Origin of the sequence: Rhizobium sp. Leaf341 (assembly GCF_001424325.1) — a bacterium.
GTDB lineage: Bacteria > Pseudomonadota > Alphaproteobacteria > Rhizobiales > Rhizobiaceae > Ferranicluibacter.
In genome coordinates this window covers 104,191-121,673 of record NZ_LMPE01000012.1, presented here as the reverse complement: position 1 = coordinate 121,673, position 17,483 = coordinate 104,191, and the positions used below count along the sequence as shown (strand labels likewise).

Sequence of the window (17,483 nt, the reverse complement as noted above, 5' to 3'; positions counted from 1 at the left end):
CAAGGGCCGGCCCTCTACCCTCTGCATCCATCGCCCGCGTCGGACTTGCCGCGCCGTAGAGCCTGCCTTGCATGGAGTGTCTCATGACGTCCAGATCCCTGTTCTCCGACCAGCGCACCCAGGCGGCAATGCTGATCGCTCCGGCTTTCATCATCTACGTCCTGTTTGCGATTTATCCCATGGTGGACGTGGTGGCCCTGAGCTTCCAGCGCTGGAACGGCCTTGACGCCCACAAGGAGTTCGTCGGCCTCAACAATTACGTCGACATCTTTACCAAGGATCCGGTGTTCTGGGGCGCGTTCCGCAACACCGTCATCTGGACGATCCTGTCGACGATCTTTCCCCCGCTGGTCGGGCTGATGCTGGCCCTCGGGGTCAACCAGCCGATCTTCGGCCGTAACGGCCTGCGGGCGATCTTCTATCTTCCGGTCATCATCGCGCCCATTGCGGTCGCCACCATGTGGCGCTGGATGTACGACCCGTTCTTCGGCCTTTTTGGGCAGGTCCTGACCTCCCTCGGTCTCCAGACCTGGATCCAGGACTGGCTCGGAAACCGCAACATCGCGCTCTACTCCGCATTCGTCGCCTATCTCTGGCAGACGGTCGGTTTTTCCATGGTGCTCTTTCTCGCCGGGTTGCAGGGCGTCAGCAAGACGCTGATCGAGGCGGCCCGTATCGATGGCGCCGGACGCTGGCGCGTGTTTCGTCACGTCACCTTTCCGGCGCTGAAGCCGACGATCACCATCGTCCTCGTGCTGGCCATCATCTCTTCGCTGAAGGCATTCGATATCATCTACGGCCTGACCGGCGGCGGGCCGGCGCAGTCGACGCAGATGCTGGCGCTCTGGGCTTTCACCCAGTCGATGCAGATCTTCGACTTCGGTCGCGGCAGCGCCATCTCCGTCGTCCTCCTGCTCATCACCCTATGCGTCGTCATCCCCTATCTGCGCTGGACGCGAAACGCCGAGGAGACCGAGCAATGACACCGACGGAAGCCTCTCCGTACGACAATACATTGCAAAAGCCCCAGCGGGACTGGGTGCTGGTGGCGCTGTGGGCGACGCTCGTTCTGGTCGCGCTCATCTGGGTCGCACCCTTCGTCTTCATCATCTTCACCTCTCTGAAGTCCAATGCGGCGGTGATGGCGTCCAGTGCCTTTGCCCCGCCCGTCGATCCGAAATTCGCCAACTACACCGGCGCCTGGGACCGTGGTCGCTTCAACACGACGTTCTTCAACAGCGTCATCATCACCGTCATCAAGGTACCCCTTGGTCTGTTTCTTTCGTCCATGGCTGCCTATGCCCTCGCGAAAATCCCGTTCACGGGCCGCAAGATGCTGCTTCTCGTCATTCTCTTCGGCACGATGATCCCCTTCCAGGTGATGCTCGCACCGCTCTTCACGCTGGTGAACCGCCTGCACCTGATCGACACCTATCCCGGCGTCATTCTGCCTTACCTTGCCTTCGGCATTCCCTATCAGGTCTTCATCCTGCAGAGCTTCTTCCGGGGTATCCCGAAGGAACTGAGCGAGGCGGCCCGCATCGACGGGGCTTCGCATTTCACGATCTTCCGACGGATCTTCCTGCCGGTTTCCCTGCCCGTGCTGGCCGCCTTGCTCATCCTCGACTTCGTGTCCACATGGAACGAGTTTGCCATGGCGCTCGTCCTTCTGCAGGACCGCGACATGTGGACCCTTCCCCTCGGCCTTTCGGCTTTCCAAGGACAATTCTCGAGGGACTACGGCCAACTCAACGCCGCCATCGTGATGACGGTGCTTCCCGCCGCCATCGTCTACCTCATCTTCCAGCGCTACTTCGTTTCCGGACTGACGTCCGGCGCGGTGAAGGGCTGAATCTCCATCAAGGACGCATGATATGACCGACAACAGCATCGCCAAATGGGACATCTTCGAAGCCAGCCTGACGGGCCCCTCCTCCGGCAATCCGTTCATCGAGGTCGAGCTCGAGGCCGACTTCAGTCAGAAGAGTCGTCGCGTGCGCGTGCCCGGCTTCTATGACGGCGATGGCGTCTACAAGATCCGCTTCATGCCCGACAACGAGGGCGAATGGACGTATGTGACGCGCTCTTCCGCACCCGAACTCGACGGCCAATCCGGCAACTTCCTTGCCGGACCGGCGCGACCCGATGTCCACGGACCCGTTCAGGTCGCCAACAGGTTTCACTTCGCCCATGCCGATGGCACGCCGTTCCTATCGTTCGGCACGACCTGCTATGCCTGGACGCATCAACCTCTGGACCTGCAGGCCCGGACGCTGGAGACCTTGAAACAGGCGCGCTTCAATAAGATGCGGATGGGCGTCTTCCCAAAGGATTACCCGTTCAATATCAACGAGCCGCTCCATGACGTCTATGAGCGCGACGCAGACGGGGAACTCGATTTCGACCGGCCCAACCCCGAAAGTTTCCGCCACTTCGAAAATCAGGTGAAAGCGCTGGGCGATCTCGGCATCGAAGCCGACATCATCATCTTCCATCCCTATGACCGCTGGGGATATTGCGACATGAGCGCCGAGCAGGACTATCGCTACGTCGCCTATCTCACCGCACGCCTCGCTGCGTATCGCAATGTCTGGTGGTCGCTTGCCAACGAGTATGACTTCCTCCTCGACACCAAGCCCATGGGCCAATGGGACCGCTACTTCCAGATCATCGAGGAGAATGATCCCTACCATCACCTGAAGTCGATCCATAATGGCGACGTCAACGCGAATTACGATCATCGCCGCCCCTGGGTCAGCCACGTCTGCATCCAGAACTGGGACGTGAAGCGCACGCAGGAATGGCGGGAGGCCTACGGGAAGCCGGTCGTCAACGACGAGCCGGAGTATGAGGGCAACATCATGCTGTCCTGGGGCAATATTTCCGCCCGCGAACTGGTCCATCGCTACTGGATCACCCTGCTGCGCGGCGGCTATGCGGGTCATGGCGAAACCTTCATGCATCCCGACGACATCCTCTGGTGGGCAAAGGGGGGCGTGCTGCACGGGGAGGCCTGGAAGCGGATCGGCTTCCTGCGCGATCTCCTGCAGGAGGAAGTGAAAGACGGCCTGACGCCGATCGCGCGCGAGGCGAACTGGCCATGGAGCCGCGTGTCCGGCGCCACCGACGGCGACGTCACCTATATCTATCTCGGCGAGCACCAGCCCGTCATCTGGGCGCCGGGCCTGCCGCAGGAGGCTGGAGACTATGACGTTGACGTGATCGATACGTGGGAAATGACGGTGACGCCCGCCACGATCGTCGATGCCCCAGCCAACCATCCGACCCGGCATGGCGCGTCGCTCCGCCCGCGCCGTCCGGATGCCGCTTTCGCCGTGAAACTGCCGGGCAAGCCGAACCTCGCCATCCGCGTGCGGCCGAAGCGCTAGGAGGAACATGGAATGTCGACCGTTCAGATCCGCGACGTCCGAAAATCCTATGGCGCCCATCCTGTCCTCCACGGTGTCGATATCGACATTGCGGACGGCGAGTTTGTCATTCTCGTCGGCCCCTCGGGCTGTGGGAAATCGACACTGCTGCGGATGGTGGCCGGTCTGGAGACCATCACCGGCGGTACGATCAGCATTGACGGGCGCGTCGTGAACGGAGTGGAACCGAAAGACCGAGATATCGCGATGGTCTTCCAGAACTATGCGCTCTATCCCCAGATGACGGTGGCGCAGAACATGGGCTTCGCGCTGGAGTTGGCGGGCGCCGGCAAGGACGAGATCAAGCGCAAGGTGGACCATGCCGCGGGAATCCTCGGTCTCGAGCCCCTTCTCGACCGCAAGCCGGCCCAACTTTCAGGTGGTCAGCGCCAGCGCGTCGCCATGGGTCGCGCCATCGTGCGCGATCCCAAGGTTTTCCTGTTCGACGAGCCGCTCTCAAACCTCGATGCCAAGCTGCGCGTCAAAATGCGCGCGGAGATCAAGGCGCTGCATCACCGCCTGAAGACGACGATCGTCTACGTCACCCATGACCAGATCGAAGCCATGACGATGGCCGACAAGATCGTCGTCATGCAAGGCGGTCATATCGAGCAGATCGGAACGCCGCTCGATCTCTACGACCATCCGAAGAACGTCTTCGTCGCTGGCTTCCTTGGATCGCCCGCCATGAACTTCCTCGACGGCGTTATCGTCGGCGAAGACGGCGCCTTCCTTGAACTGAACGGCGCCGGCCGCGTGCCGCTTCCAGCGGGCCTTCGTTGTGCCGCAGGACAATCGGTCATCGCCGGCATCCGTCCAGAGGAGATCGGCATCGCCGACACCGGCGGCATATCGGCTGAGGTGCTCGTGGTGGAGCCGACAGGCTCGGAAACCCACCTTGCTGTCCGGCTCGGCTCGCAGGAGATCACCGTTGTCCTGAGGTCCCGCATCGCACTGGTCCCCGGCGAACAGGTTCACCTTTCACTGGGGACAGCGCCGCTGCATGTGTTCGACAAGGAAACGAAGGAGCGGTTGCCATCATTTTCATGAGATTCCAAAGGGCTACGACGAGCGGTTGCGCGCGCCGAGCGATATCTGAAACTCCTCGCTGCAACTTTCGCCAGACCTTGCGCATGCCGTAAAGTCAGAGTTTCGCGCTTGACACCAGACGTCGCGCGACCTTCGTGGACATTTTGTACCGAGCGCGGGTCGACAGGCGATCCGCGTCGATGGGCTCAGCAATGGCCTCATGACATGCCGACGGGGCACGCCGCAGCAGCTCGCAGCGGGCTTGACCCCGAGCGCACGTCGGCGGCGGTCGATGAGAGATCATCGCTTCTCTGCACAGTCGAGCGCAGTCCGCCGGGAAGGATGTGCGCCTTGGTGCTGGGTCACTATTGAACCGACGAATGACATGGTGTTGAGGCGGTGTGCGCGACGATGTCGCTTCGCCCGCAGTGGGTAGAGAGAACCCCATTCGACCACGATATCGCGAGGTTGGGCCCATGCGCTCACGCTGACTGAAGACGCATCATGGGAAACGAACTTTGCGGGAGGAAATCCCTCTCGCCGGCTGGCCCGCCGCTATCGGCAAGGTCGCTTTCCATGATCGCCAGTATGCGCGGAAGCGCTCTTTCGAAGGCCTCGACGCAGGTCGCATCGAACTGGGTTCCAGCCTTCGACCGGATGTGCTCGACAGTGCGCTCCACGGTCCATGCGGCCTTGTATGGCCTTTCGGTCGTGAGGGCGTCGAAGTTGTCGGCAATCGCGACTATTCGTCCGGAGATCGGGATCCTGTTGCCCGCGATTCCGTGGGGATAGCCCGTGCCGTCCCAGCGCTCATGATGGCTGCCGGCGATCTCGGCCGCGAGCCGGAGCAGACTGGATTTCGACTCCCGCAGGATGTTCCAGCCGACGACGGTGTGGCGCTGCATGGTGATGAACTCGTCCTCGGTGAACTTGCCCTTCTTGAGGAGCACGGCATCCGGGATGGCGACCTTTCCAATATCGTGCATCGGAGATGCAAGCCGGATATCGGAGCAATCACGCGGCGAAAGACCCATGCAGACGGCGATGGCTTCGGAATACAGTCCGACCCGACGGGTGTGCCGCGCGGTTTCCAAATCCTTGTAGCTGGCCGCGATGGTCAGGCGATCGATGATCTCCTCCTCGCGCTCGCGTATCTCCCTGACCGCCTTGTCGACTTCTATCCTCAGCCACTCCGCCTTGTCGGCAAGCTTGTTGCGCGCGTCGACGAGCGCCATCAGGTTCTTGATCCTTGCCTGGAACTCCAGCGGATTGACGGGTTTCGTCAGGAAGTCGATCGCGCCCGCGTTCAGCGCCGTCATTCTGGTCGCGGCATCGGTGTCGGACGTAACGATCACGACCAAACTGTCCCGGTGTTTTTCGAACCGCATCAGCTCGACCAAGAGCTCGGCCCCCGTGAAGCCGGGCATCTGGTAGTCGATGACTGCAATGTCGTAGTCCAGATCGGACGCGCATGCGAGAACGTCCTCGGGCAGTCCGAAGGGGACGGCAACACAGTCGGGAATGCGTTCAACGAGCTTCGTGAGGAAGGCAAGGTTCGTCCTGTTGTCGTCGACGAGAAGTATGCGCATCCGTCGTAATCCCTCATGCGGCTAGGTGCCGTCGGCTATCGGCTATGGTTCCATGAAGTTCGGCAAGGTCGGCGTCGCCGACGGCACTGTCCCGCAGTTGCTGCGACCTGTCGGCAACGGCCTGCAGGCCAACGCTGCTGGCGGCGCCTTTCAGCGTATGGAGGATACGATCGACGTTTCCTCCATTTCCGGAAAGCGCGGCGTGCAGTTCGGACAACAACTGTGACGCATCATCGAAGAAGCTTCCCAGCAGTTCGTCGAAAGCGTCCGGCCCGAGCACCTCGATGATCTCCGCCCGGCGCTTCTCAAATGCGTGGTCGGGACCGGACACGGTGATCGGCACGTCGGCATCGGCAGGAAGTTGCGGCAGGGCCGTCTCTTTTCCCGTGATCGACAGAATGACCGTACGTAGCTGTCTCATGGTCACAGGCTTCGACTGGAACGCGCTCATTCCGGCCTCATGGCAAAGACGGCAATCGTCGTCGGAAGCGTTCGCCGTCATCGCCACGATCGGAACGGCGCGCCCATCCTCCTCGGCGGACCTGATGCGCCGTGTCGCTTCGATCCCGTCCATCCTTGGCATCTGCATGTCCATCAGGATGAGGTCGTAACGGTGCCGTGCCGCCATCTCGACGGCCTCAAGGCCGTCGGACGCGATCGCGACCTTCTGACCCAGGTGTTTCAGAAAGCCTGCCGCGACCTGCTGGTTGACGAGGTTGTCCTCCACCAGAAGAATGTCCAGCGAGGGGACGGGCCCCGTGCGCTCCTGCGTCTCATCCGTTGCTGGCAATGCGAGCGGGTCGGCCGGGTTGCGCGGTATTTCGAACCAGAACGTGCTCCCCTCGCCTTTTCGGCTTTCGACCCCGATCTGACCACCCAGCGCCTCGACGATCTGGCGGCTGATGGTCAGGCCGAGCCCTGTACCTCCGTAGCGCCGGCTAATCGTCGCATCGCCCTGCGAGAAAGGCTGAAAGAGGCGGTCGATGTTCTCCTTGTCGATGCCGATGCCGGTGTCGATGATCTCGAAGCGCATGCTGTCCTGGGCTTCTGCATTCCTCGTTTCGGCCAGCCTGAGGGTGACCGATCCTTCCTCGGTGAACTTGATGGCGTTGCTCAGCAGGTTCAGGAGAACCTGTCGTAGGCGGGTCGGATCCGACATGACGACAGGCGTTTCCAGGCATTCGGGCAGATCGAGATGGATACGGGTTCCATGTTCCGTCGCGCGGTCCCGGAGCATGTCGACGGCTCCGCCGACGATCGATGCGACGTCTATCGCCCGGATCTCGATGTTGAGGCGACCATGCTCGATCTTCGAGAAGTCGAGGATCTCGTTGATGATCTCGAGCAGGGCCTGCCCTGATCGCCGGATCGTCTGGACCCCCGGTGCAACCGTCGGCGGCAGGTTCGACAGTTCCAGCAGTTCGGCGGTGCCGAGGATGGCGTTAAGAGGTGTTCTGATCTCGTGGCCCATGGTCGCCATGAACTGCGACTTCGCGCGGTTCCCCGCCTCGGCCGCCATGTAGGACTCTTTCAGCTTGTTGGAGATATCCTCAAGTGTAAGTCCAGCTAGACGGACCGAATTCAACTGTCTTCTGAGCGTGAAGATCAGGACGCCGACGCAGCAGACGAGCAGCGCAACGACACCTGCCGACTTCCACTGAAGGCCAAGAACGGCGTCTCTTGCCTCTGCTCGCTCGACGCTGACCGTGTTGTTCGAATAAGTGAGGAGTTCTTCCGTGTGCTTGATAAGGGCTTCGAACTCCTGGTCTGCCCCTTTGAGGTCCGCAGCATCAACGTGCGCACCACCGGATATTCTATCGAACAGCGGGGTCTGGTTCGAAACGGCCCGACGGATTGCGGACACGCCGGCCGACACGTCGCCATCGTTTCGGAAGCCGTCGTTGAACGACGTCTTGTCGAGGATGTCCATTCGCGAATAGAGGATGTCGAAGCGGGTGGACAGGGCCTTGATCCGGGGCTCCGTGAACGCCCCCTCCGCAAGCATGACATGGACGGTCTCGTGTAGTCTCCGCGCCTCGCGGTCGAGCTGGTAGACGGACCAGAGGGCGTTCTCCCTTATGCCGTCGTGGAGTGCGGAGTACTTCTGCGACAAGTCGGTGAACAGCATGACGAGCCCCAGCAGGAGAGCGACGGCGAACGCCTGCAAGACCATCGTGGCCTTGCCGGCGCGCCGGATCACATCACCGCTCTGCTGGGACGACGGGATCACTCCGAAACCTCGATGTCCTTGATCTGCCAGACCGAGCGCGAGAAGTACTTTTCATTGAGGAGCGACGCATCCTTGTCGAAGGGGTAGACCAGGAAAAGAGGCCCCTTTTCACGGACCGACATGCGCTTGCCGTCCATCCGTGTCGCGAGCATCGTGTCGAGTTCGCTTGCGTCTTCGGCAGGCACGTCGGCTGCATAGTCGTTCAGCGCCGTGAGCTTGATCTTCTGGCCGTGCGCGCCTGCCGCATCGAGAACCGATCTCAGCAGGGGTCCGGAAAATTCGACCTTGCCCTTGGTCCAGGGTGTCTCCATCACGGCTTTCCGCCCGACGAGAGCTTCGAGCATGGGCAAGTCGAACTGGGCCGTTCCATCGACGTTGGCGTGGTCAAGCTTGGCCGCGCGAACCGTAAGCACGACTTCGCCCGTCGGATTGTCGAGCGCAAACGCAGGACACGACAAAAGAGTAGCGGCGACCGAAAGTGCCGCCACGAAACTGGACGTCTTCAACGCATTCTCCATAGATAACACATGCCGTTACGAGCGGCAGGACGGTGGGGCGGACAATGCCGCAAGCCAGTGTCCGGTGGCGTTCGGTCGCAAACGCGAGGCCGCGTAGCCTGGATCGGCATCATGCCGAATTGGTCGTTCGATACGGACACCGCAAATTATGGGGAGAGACTTTAACGAGGCCTTAATAGACTGTCCGGGGGACGCCAAAGGCGGGAACATATGTGAGCTAATGGTTACGAAGCAATTGACGAAACGATCGCAATGTCCGTCTTCTGACGGTTTACGTGCTGCCGCAAGGAGGTCGACGCTCGGTAAGCGCCGCCTGTCTTCCGTTTCAAACATGGCCATGAGGTCAAGCCGTCGGCAATGACCGGCGACGGAAAAACCCTTCCGCCCGCTGTGTGGTCTCGCCTGGTGTGGTGAAGCTCGGGGCTGGACCACGACGCCGAGACATGCGGCATCCGTCCGACAGGCTCGCCGAGGTCTCGATCGTCGACGGAATGCGGCTGGATGCGCATTTTCAAGCCGAATGCACGTTCCCGAAGGGGCGCTGCGACGCCCGTTCCCGTGCACGTGTCCACTGTTGGATCGCTCGAGCGTGACGATCCGTGCCGCGGAGAGGAAAGCGACATGGGCCATGAGGGCTAGGCACGCAGGTCAGCGCCGTCTGGCCTGACCCCGCCTCCGGTTCTGTTGGATGAGCTTCTCGATACGCCTGGGCATGGTCATGCCCATAGCCCCTCTCCAGGACTCCAGCGCGTGGCGAAGTTCCCGTCAGACGTCTTCCCAGCTTTCTTTCGTCCGCGCTCCGACGCCCGCGACACGACGTTTGATCGTGTCCTGCAACGCCCGTGCGGGAGACGCTACCGGCGTCCTGTTGGAGGAGGCCGGTCGGAGGAACCGATCCTTTTGAACCCTGAAGCTGCTGACGAGTTCGGAAAGGCTTACCGCCTCTGCCGAGAGCTTCTGCGTGGCGGCGGACGATTCTTCGGACATCGCTGCGTTCTGCTGGGTGATCTGGTCGAGACTCGTGACGGCAGCGTTGATTTCGGCAATCCCGGAAGCCTGTTCTTTCGAAGAGCTGGCGATCTGGGTCATGAAGTCATTGATCATGCGCACCTGATCTCCGATTTCCTTCAGAGCGCGCCCGGTGGAATTGACCAGGACGACGCCCCGGTTGACGTCTTCGGAAGACTTTCCGATGAGCAGCTTGATTTCCTTCGCGGCACCGGCAGACCGTTGCGCGAGTTCGCGGACTTCCTGGGCCACGACCGCGAACCCTTTGCCCTGGTCACCGGCTCTCGCGGCCTCGACGCCTGCGTTCAGCGCCAGGAGATTGGTTTGAAACGCAATCTCGTCGATCGTGCCGATGATCTGGGTCATTTGCTGCGACGAGATCTCGATTTCGCTCATCGCGTTTACCGCCTGTTCAACAACCTCGCCGGACTTTGCCGCACCGATTGCTGACTTGGCGATGATGTCCTGGATTTCCGCAGTTCGGGTCTGCGCCTGTTTCGATATCGTGCTGATCTGCTCGAGAGCCGCCGCAGTTTCCTCAAGCGCGGCCGCCTGCTGCTCGGTGCGCTTGGCCATCTCGTTCGTCGCATCGGCTATCTCGTGCGATTGCGCCGAAACGAGATTGACGGACTGACCGATCTGCCGCATCGCGCCGTTGAGGCTTGAAACCGAGGCGTTGAAGTCGGATTTCAGACCCTCGAACTCGGGCGCCAGCGTCCGTTCAAGCGCGACGGTAAGATCGCCTTCCGACAATTTGGCAAGAGATTCACCCAAGACGGACATCGCCGTGTCTTGGTCGTTCTTGATTGCGGTCCTCGCATTCTCGGCAGCTGTCCGTTGCTCGGCGAGAACCTCGAGATAAACGGAGATGGCGTAGTCCATGTCGACCAAGGCGGCTTTCACAACCACGCTGATGTCGTCTGCCAGTTTCTTCGCCTTGCCTCTTACGAAGTATCCCTTCAACTCCTCCGACACGACCGCCCGTATGATCCCCTCCAGCATCAGGGCGTAGCCCCCGATATACCAACGGGGTTCGAGGCCCAGTCGTGCATGAACGCGCCCGACCATGGTCACGCCATCGACATAGGCTTCGTCGAATTTCGCTGACGCTATCGTTTCCCAGTGCCGGACCTGCCGCCCTTTGGCATGGGCGACGTGAGCATCGCTGGAAAAGAACTTGGCGGTTTCCGGATGGGCTGTCGCCTTGGCATAGAAATCGTCCAGCGCACCGTCGAGAGAGAGGGCAATGGTCGGCGCGAGGGCCGCGAGCGAGCGCTTGTGAACCTCTTTAAGCTCGACGAAGTCGAGGCGTTCTTTCAGTTGGACTGCGGCATTTCCGTTGGCGCTCATAGCGGGTCTCTCTCAAATGGCCACCGACGCGACACGGATCGCATCGCGGATATGGGACGGTGATGCGTTCCGACCCACCCCCAATCATTGGAGACCCGTTACAACCGCAACTGAAGGATGCATAAGTTTTAGGGTTAACTTACTAATATCGCGTTAATTCTGATGCCGAGCGTCAGCGATTGCGAACTTAGCCTTTCGATGAAAGCTGAGGAGAGCACATTGCCTGGGCCAGCTTCCTCGAACAATTAAGTGCCCGACGAATCTTAATCCAACGATAATCGCGCACCCCTACACTTGGTATGAGCGTGGATGTTGGTGCTGTTCGAGGATCCTCGCAGCCATCGTGCCGGTTCGCCCCTTCAAGAAGGTGAGCGGCAAAAGCGATGAGATTGCCAAGGCGGCCGACATTTTCTGTCCGTCCGCTGGTACCAATACTGGACAGGCGCGCGTCTGCGGTCGCGCAACGCCAACGGGCAAAGATCGACCGTATCCGTGTGTCCACTGAGGAGAACGGAGAGACGTGAGTTGGGATCACGTATGCGGACCTTATCAAAGGCCCATTCATGGACGAGCTCGACCCAAGGTCTGCAAGCCTGTCTGGTTCATGCATCGCAGGTTCGACATCAACGCGACGGCGTCAGACCCTGTCGCTACGCCTCTCTTCACCCAACAGATCGACGAAGGCCCTGAGAGGAGCAGACATCAGCCTGCTGGAGAAGTAGAGCCGCGGCCCCTCGAACCGGGTCCACCATTCGGGCAAAACCGGTTTGAGAGCCCCGGCTTCAAGCGCTGGGCGAAGCCAGTTCTCGAAGGTGCAGATAATCCCGTGACCCGCGGATGCGAGCTCAATGGCAGCGGGTGCGGCATTCACGCCGATTGTCAGACGTGCAGGAGGATCGACCGTGACGGACTGCTCACCGCGTTCGAACTCCCATGCCGTCAGCGCGCCGCTTGAGAAGCGAAACCGGATGCAGTCATGGTTGAGCAAATCATTCGGATGCACAGGCGCCCCTCGCGCGTCGAGGTATCCTGGGGACGCCGCGAGGGCCAATCGCTGATATCGCGGCCCGATCGGGACAGCGATCATATCCTTGGCCAGATGTTCGCCGTAGCGGATCCCGGCGTCGCAACCAGCCGCAATGACGTCAACAAGCCTGTCCTCCACCACAAGCTCGAGCTTGACCTCCGGAAAGCGGTTGAGGAAGCGATCGATCAACGGCGGCAGGATGTCAACCATGACGGCGCCCGTGACATTCAGCTTCAGCTGGCCTCTGACCTGACCCTTCGAACTCGCAACATCCTGCAGCGCGGCCCGTGCTTCTCGCATCAATGGCGACAGCCGGGAAGCCAGCGTCTGCCCGGCCTCCGTCAGATTGACGCTGCGCGTGGTCCGGATGAGAAGCGGCACGGCCAGTCGCGTCTCCAGTGAGGCAATCCTCTCACTGACGGTCGACGGCGACAGGCCAAGCTGCTTCGCGGTTCTCCTGAACCCGCCGGTTTCGCAGACCGACAGAAAGACGGACAGGTCGTCCAAGGGCAGATCTTCATTGCTCGCCATGGCGATCACACTATGTGGATCTGGATCGCTTATCAAACATTCGCCGCGTGATAGGATCGTCCGCAACAGGAAATAGCCGGTCCGTTGGAGAACGAGACGAGAGCCGGATATGCGGAATGGGAAACATCATATGACAGGCAAGACTGTTCTGATCACCGGTGCGAACAAGAGCATCGGTTACGAGACCGCCCGCCAGCTGGGTCGGCTCGGATATCGCATCTGGCTCGGCAGCCGAGACGCCGGGCGAGGCACGCGCGCGGTGGAAACACTCTTGTCTGAGGGCATTGATGCGCGGCCGATTGCGATCGACGTGACGGATGACGACAGTATTCGGAACGCCGTCCGCACAGTCCAGGCTGCCGATGGCAAGCTCGACGTCTTGATCAACAATGCGGGCATTCCCGGCGGCTACGCCGCACCGAGCGAGCAGAGCGTGCGCGAGATAGAAACGGTCTACCAGACCAATGTTTTTGGCCCGATCCGGGTGACACAGGCGTTCCTGCCCCTGCTTCGGGCTTCCGGTCAGGCCAACGTGATCATGGTGAGTAGCGGCCTGGGCTCGCTCACATGGCTTTCCGATCCCGCGCATCCTTACCATGCCGTCAACATACTGGGGTACAACAGCTCGAAGACGGCGCTGAATGCAATCACCCTGTCCCTGGCCAAGGACCTTGAAGGAGATGGTATCAGGGTCAACGCGGCAGATCCCGGTTACACGAAGACCGACTTCAACAATCATTCCGGATATCGCACCGTCGAACAGGCCGCGGATACCATCGTCTGGCTTGCAGGGCAGGATGCTTCAGGGCCAACCGGTGGGTTCTTTTTCGAAAGAAGCCATGCTCCTTGGTAAGCGTGCAGATGTCATGCTTGATGTCCAGTAGGAGTTTGGCTTTGGTGTCGCCACATTCATTTGTCAGCCGAATGCGACTGCGCTTCCGCCGGCCGATCCGAGGCGTTGCGACGCGGGACGCACTCAATTGAGAGCGTCCTCATGCAGAGTCATCTGCCGAAGTTCCGCCGATAGCCATGGATCCACAGTTAGATCTTTCCGGATCAAACCGTGGCTCCAGCGGCTACGCGACTGAGGCGCGTGCCAGGGTGGACAATCGACGATCGGATACCAGCATACGCCAACGATATTGGCCCCGTGAAATCTGGCGACACGCACCTGCTCGATGACATGCCGCAACCATGTTCCCTTGTTCAGCCCGGGATACCGACGGTGATGCACCGGATGACCGTCGTGCCAACTGGTTTCCGAAACCATGATCGGCTTGCGATAGCGGCGCCACGTCGCCATCAGCACCTTGACGAGGGACGTTCTCGCCGTGTGCGGATAATAGTTGATCCCGATGACGTCGACATGGACGGCAGAGACGATTGCATCGGTCGCCTCGAACTGACGGTCGCCCACACCGGTAATCGGATCGTTCGTCAGGATGCCGACATCCGGATGATGATCCCGCGCGACGCGCGCCATCGTGATCGCCATTGCAACGGCCTCCTGTCGTGGCATTCCGGAAATCCTCGGATAGAGGGACGGTTCGTTGACGGGACAGAGCCACAGCCTGTCCGAACCATTGACGGCCCTGGATGCATCGGCCGCGATTTTAGCGCAGCGGACCGGGTCCTGGTTGCGGTGGAAATGCGACAGATCCCATATGGCTTGAACCGATGCCCGCTTTGCAGCGGCAAGTCGTTCGACGGCGTGGTGACCGGGCACGAGCCCGTCGCGGATGGTCGTCATCCGATGATCGCGAACGATCCGGTAATGCTCAAGCAGGCGAAACGGGGGGGTGTGCCGTGTCGTGACAAGGAGGTCGTGACGGCCACCGTGAACCAGACCGCACTCGAACCCGGCTATGGCGAAGCTCTGGAAGATCGACGTCGCCGGAAAAGGAAGGGGCTGCTGCAGTGGCATGGCGACGTTCGAGATCTCGTGTGTCGAAGGTTTGTTGATCTCGACAAAGGGCCGATCCGGAATTCCCTTCGAAAGATGCTACTGACGCCATTTCCTGCTGTCGGCAGCCTGAGGACGGCCATGCACTCCCAAGGTACATCGGCTGGCCGCCCGCATCCATCGCTTCACCCCGATGTGTTTCCGGCAGCGCGTCGCGAACACGCCTTGAAAATCAGCAATGGTGAAAACGTCTTGCAGGTCCGCACCTCAGCCGGGCGTGACAGACATGCAGAAAGCCGCCCGAAAGCGGCTTCCTGCAGGGTGGCTCAGACAGCTTTGAGCTTGGCGCCCTTGGGATTGGCCGAAGCCTCGCCGAGCTGCGTCAGCAGCTGGTCGGTTTCCAGCTCTTCCTGGAGATTGGCATCGATGAGTGCGGCGGCTTCGTCCATGCCCAGCTGGCCTGCCCAGCTCTTGAGCGTGCCGTAGCGGGCGATCTCGTAGTGCTCGACGGCCTGCGCTGAGGAAATCAATCCGGCATCGAGGGCAACGGACCCCTTGTACTCGTCCATGATCTCTTCGCCTTCGGCGATGATGCCCTGGATCGCTTCGCAGGTCTTGCCACGTGCCGGCTTGCCGATGAGTTCGAAGACCTGCTGGAGGCGTTCGATCTGACCTTCGGTCTGGTCCTTGTGCTTCAGGAACGCCTGCTTGCCTTCCTCCGAAGTGGCAGCCCGCGCCATCTTCGGCAAGGTCTTCAAAATTTGCCGTTCCGCGTAGTAAATGTCTTTCAGAGTGTCCAGAAACAGTGTCTCAAGGGTCTTCTCGGCCATGTAACGCTCCTTACAGTTGCGATTCGAGATGGCATCTAACAATGGCCTGCGGGTTATGTTCCCCATCTCAAGACGCCATTCTGACGAACTGCTGGACGACCCGTTAGCTTGCCGGCTCGTGGTGACAACAATCAGGAGGAAAACGGGATCTGGCTGACCATGCGTCGGTCGGCGGATCGCTGAGATCAAGCGCACCGACCTCTGGAGGCTGGCGTCCTACTGGAGACCCGTTTGAAGGACTGCCTGTCTGTCAGGAGAGCTGGAGCCCGCTGGACGCCAGATCCCCATGCAAGTACGCGCTCGTGGGCAACCGCTGTCGACCCTTCCAGCCTGCAGGAGGCAGCGGCATTCCCATGGCGGAAGCCGAGACGAACCCGCGCTTCCATTCCACATGGCAGCCAGGGTTCGGCAAAAGAACGCCGGGTGGTCTGCCTGTCAATTCGGCTCAGAGCCGCCGGAAGGTGCTGTCTCTCCCGATGGGCCTCCCTCGTCCGAAGGCGCGATCTGGTCCGTCGTGGGTGCGTCCGTCGTCGGTGCGTCAGGCCCCTTGATCTGTTGGCCGTTGACGCTCACCGAGCCGTCGCTGGCAACGGCCACGTCCCAGCGCTGTGCGCCGTCAGGGTCGGTTTTGGCAAAGCCCTTGATCATCATCAAGCCGAAGGACGCCTGGTTCAGCTCAGGATCGGCTTTTGCCAGCTCCTGCACGGCCGCGATTGTCTTGTCGTAGTCGCGTGCCAGGATCGAGGCGTTCACCTTGTAGCCCTTTTGCTGATCAAAAGAGCCTTCCATGTCACCGGACACGTCTATGTCGTAGACGCTGGACTTGGCGCTGATCTTCGGGAAATCCACGTTTAGGATACCGCCCGGGAAGAGTTCCTCGACAGCCTTCTGTCCTGCCATCTCGCTGTCGCCGGTCGACGTGGTGAAGTCCATCTTCATGAACGCGTCGCCAAGAGCGGCGAAATTCATGCCGCCAATGCCGAACTGTATGTCAAGCGCCTGCGGCAGAAAGGCGGTGTAAGCGGCGGGAACCATCGCGCTGTCGAGCGTCACGTCGGCAGCATTCATCGCCATGCCGATGCGCGTCGCGTTGCTCGGTCCATCCACCTTGAAGTGATAGCCGAGGGACTTGGCGCCCCCGCTGCCCACCGCGCTGGTGACGGCGACGTTGTTAAGCCCGACGGTTTCCTCGAGAGAGCTCAGGAGCGGAAAGGCCTTGCCGAGGATCTCCTTGAGCTTTCTCTCACTCTCCATCGTGAGCTGCTTCTCTTCGGAGCGATCGCGCACGAACACGACCATCTCCTTCAGTTCCCTGGCGGCAACGCCCGTGAGCTTCGCGGTGAAATCCAAGCTGTCTGCCGAGATCTGGATCGGCGGCATGTCCTTGCTGCTGACTTTCTCCACAAAGGTGCTCAACGTCCCGTTGGCCGCGAAATCCAGGCGACCGGCAGTGGCACTTTCCGCGGAGTTCAGCTTGTAGATGACGTTGCCGAAGCTGGCATCGATCACCTCGGTATCGGAGGACGATGTCAATCTCAGCCCTTTTGCGCTGAGATCACTCGAGCGGAAATAGCTGATTGCCGGGTCGAAGACAGCGTTGAACACCATGTCGGCGATGGAATAGGTGAAGTCCGTGCGCGTTTTGTCCGGCCCGAGAAAGTAGGCGGTGACATTGAGTTTGTGGTTACTTTCGAAATCCCAGAGTCCGCTGTCCAGCGGCTTGGCGAACATCGTGAATGGCGTGAGACCTTTGATATCAAAACTCTCTGTCTTGATCCGCGACATCAGTTGGGCGAAGTCATAGACGATCTTGTAGCGAGACCCTTCGGGCGTGACCGTGAAAGGTGCGCTCTTGGCGACATCCTCGGGCAGCATTCGATTGAGATTGTCGCGAATGACATGAGCGCCATCCTCGCTGATATCCGCGGCAAGTGCCCCTGTGGCCAAAGCCAAAACAATGCTGCTCGCCGCCGCCATAAGCCCGTGACGCATCTCGATAATCTCCCTCAACCGCACGAAGTCCTGCATGTGTGATTTCTG

The 17,483-nt window shown here is 60.5% G+C and carries 13 protein-coding genes; 5 read left to right on the top strand and 8 right to left on the bottom strand.

Features of this window, described 5'->3' with window-relative positions; genetic code table 11:
* Positions 1 to 83: 83 nt before the first annotated feature.
* Genes ASG03_RS13540 through ASG03_RS13525 form a run of 4 tightly spaced genes read left to right on the top strand, consistent with a single transcriptional unit; the run spans position 84 to position 4,478 of the window.
* The gene (locus tag ASG03_RS13540; protein WP_062693965.1) at positions 84 to 983 is read left to right on the top strand and encodes a carbohydrate ABC transporter permease; all 900 of its coding nucleotides are present in this window, start codon (positions 84 to 86) and stop codon (positions 981 to 983) included.
* Complete coding sequence (locus tag ASG03_RS13535; RefSeq protein WP_062693964.1) at positions 980 to 1,852, top strand: carbohydrate ABC transporter permease; 873 nt, start codon at positions 980 to 982, stop codon at positions 1,850 to 1,852. Before ASG03_RS13540 ends, ASG03_RS13535 begins: the two co-directional genes overlap by 4 nt.
* A gap of 22 nt (positions 1,853 to 1,874) precedes the next feature.
* Complete coding sequence (locus ASG03_RS13530) at positions 1,875 to 3,389, top strand: DUF5060 domain-containing protein (protein ID WP_062693963.1); 1,515 nt, start codon at positions 1,875 to 1,877, stop codon at positions 3,387 to 3,389.
* 12 nt (positions 3,390 to 3,401) lie between these two features.
* The gene (locus tag ASG03_RS13525; RefSeq protein ID WP_062693962.1) at positions 3,402 to 4,478 is read left to right on the top strand and encodes an ABC transporter ATP-binding protein; all 1,077 of its coding nucleotides are present in this window, start codon (positions 3,402 to 3,404) and stop codon (positions 4,476 to 4,478) included.
* A gap of 461 nt (positions 4,479 to 4,939) precedes the next feature.
* Here ASG03_RS13525 and ASG03_RS13520 read toward each other — a convergent pair whose 3' ends face one another.
* The 5 genes from ASG03_RS13520 to ASG03_RS13500 all read right to left on the bottom strand — a co-directional run bounded on the left by ASG03_RS13520 (position 4,940) and on the right by ASG03_RS13500 (position 12,776).
* A complete protein-coding gene (locus ASG03_RS13520) occupies positions 4,940 to 6,046 on the bottom strand; it encodes an HD domain-containing phosphohydrolase (RefSeq protein WP_062472584.1) in 1,107 nt (368 codons plus the stop codon).
* A 13-nt stretch (positions 6,047 to 6,059) separates the two neighbouring features.
* A complete protein-coding gene (locus ASG03_RS13515; RefSeq protein WP_062693961.1) occupies positions 6,060 to 8,276 on the bottom strand; it encodes an ATP-binding protein in 2,217 nt (738 codons plus the stop codon).
* On the bottom strand, positions 8,273 to 8,782 hold the full coding sequence (locus ASG03_RS13510) for a molybdopterin-dependent oxidoreductase (protein WP_244475254.1): 510 nt from the start codon (positions 8,780 to 8,782) through the stop codon (positions 8,273 to 8,275). Before ASG03_RS13510 ends, ASG03_RS13515 begins: the two co-directional genes overlap by 4 nt.
* A gap of 777 nt (positions 8,783 to 9,559) precedes the next feature.
* Positions 9,560 to 11,152, bottom strand: a complete 1,593-nt coding sequence (locus tag ASG03_RS13505) for a methyl-accepting chemotaxis protein (protein WP_082475754.1) — start codon at positions 11,150 to 11,152, stop codon at positions 9,560 to 9,562.
* Positions 11,153 to 11,789: 637 nt separating this feature from the next.
* A complete protein-coding gene (locus ASG03_RS13500; protein ID WP_338012400.1) occupies positions 11,790 to 12,776 on the bottom strand; it encodes a LysR family transcriptional regulator in 987 nt (328 codons plus the stop codon).
* 64 nt (positions 12,777 to 12,840) lie between these two features.
* Here ASG03_RS13500 and ASG03_RS13495 point away from each other — a divergent pair, with 64 nt between their 5' ends.
* The gene (locus ASG03_RS13495) at positions 12,841 to 13,563 is read left to right on the top strand and encodes an SDR family oxidoreductase (protein WP_062693960.1); all 723 of its coding nucleotides are present in this window, start codon (positions 12,841 to 12,843) and stop codon (positions 13,561 to 13,563) included.
* 123 nt (positions 13,564 to 13,686) lie between these two features.
* On the opposite strand, the gene ASG03_RS13490 is transcribed toward ASG03_RS13495, so the two are convergent.
* From ASG03_RS13490 to ASG03_RS13480, 3 genes are all read right to left on the bottom strand, one after another.
* The gene (locus tag ASG03_RS13490; RefSeq protein WP_062693959.1) at positions 13,687 to 14,634 is read right to left on the bottom strand and encodes a glycosyl hydrolase 53 family protein; all 948 of its coding nucleotides are present in this window, start codon (positions 14,632 to 14,634) and stop codon (positions 13,687 to 13,689) included.
* A 305-nt stretch (positions 14,635 to 14,939) separates the two neighbouring features.
* Positions 14,940 to 15,443 carry a YciE/YciF ferroxidase family protein gene (locus ASG03_RS13485; RefSeq protein WP_062601278.1) on the bottom strand — a complete coding sequence of 168 codons (504 nt, stop codon included), beginning with the start codon at positions 15,441 to 15,443 and terminating at the stop codon, positions 14,940 to 14,942.
* A gap of 435 nt (positions 15,444 to 15,878) precedes the next feature.
* Complete coding sequence (locus tag ASG03_RS13480) at positions 15,879 to 17,471, bottom strand: hypothetical protein (RefSeq protein WP_156381830.1); 1,593 nt, start codon at positions 17,469 to 17,471, stop codon at positions 15,879 to 15,881.
* Positions 17,472 to 17,483 lie beyond the last annotated feature (12 nt).

Coding starts and splice junctions, on each gene's coding strand:
- ASG03_RS13540 (WP_062693965.1), top strand. CDS start 84: ATGACGTCCAGATCCCTGTTCTCCGACCAGCGCACCCAGGCGGCAATG.
- ASG03_RS13535 (WP_062693964.1), top strand. CDS start 980: ATGACACCGACGGAAGCCTCTCCGTACGACAATACATTGCAAAAGCCC.
- ASG03_RS13530 (WP_062693963.1), top strand. CDS start 1,875: ATGACCGACAACAGCATCGCCAAATGGGACATCTTCGAAGCCAGCCTG.
- ASG03_RS13525 (WP_062693962.1), top strand. CDS start 3,402: ATGTCGACCGTTCAGATCCGCGACGTCCGAAAATCCTATGGCGCCCAT.
- ASG03_RS13520 (WP_062472584.1), bottom strand. CDS start 6,046: ATGCGCATACTTCTCGTCGACGACAACAGGACGAACCTTGCCTTCCTC.
- ASG03_RS13505 (WP_082475754.1), bottom strand. CDS start 11,152: ATGAGCGCCAACGGAAATGCCGCAGTCCAACTGAAAGAACGCCTCGAC.
- ASG03_RS13495 (WP_062693960.1), top strand. CDS start 12,841: ATGACAGGCAAGACTGTTCTGATCACCGGTGCGAACAAGAGCATCGGT.
- ASG03_RS13490 (WP_062693959.1), bottom strand. CDS start 14,634: ATGCCACTGCAGCAGCCCCTTCCTTTTCCGGCGACGTCGATCTTCCAG.
- ASG03_RS13485 (WP_062601278.1), bottom strand. CDS start 15,443: ATGGCCGAGAAGACCCTTGAGACACTGTTTCTGGACACTCTGAAAGAC.
- ASG03_RS13480 (WP_156381830.1), bottom strand. CDS start 17,471: ATGCAGGACTTCGTGCGGTTGAGGGAGATTATCGAGATGCGTCACGGG.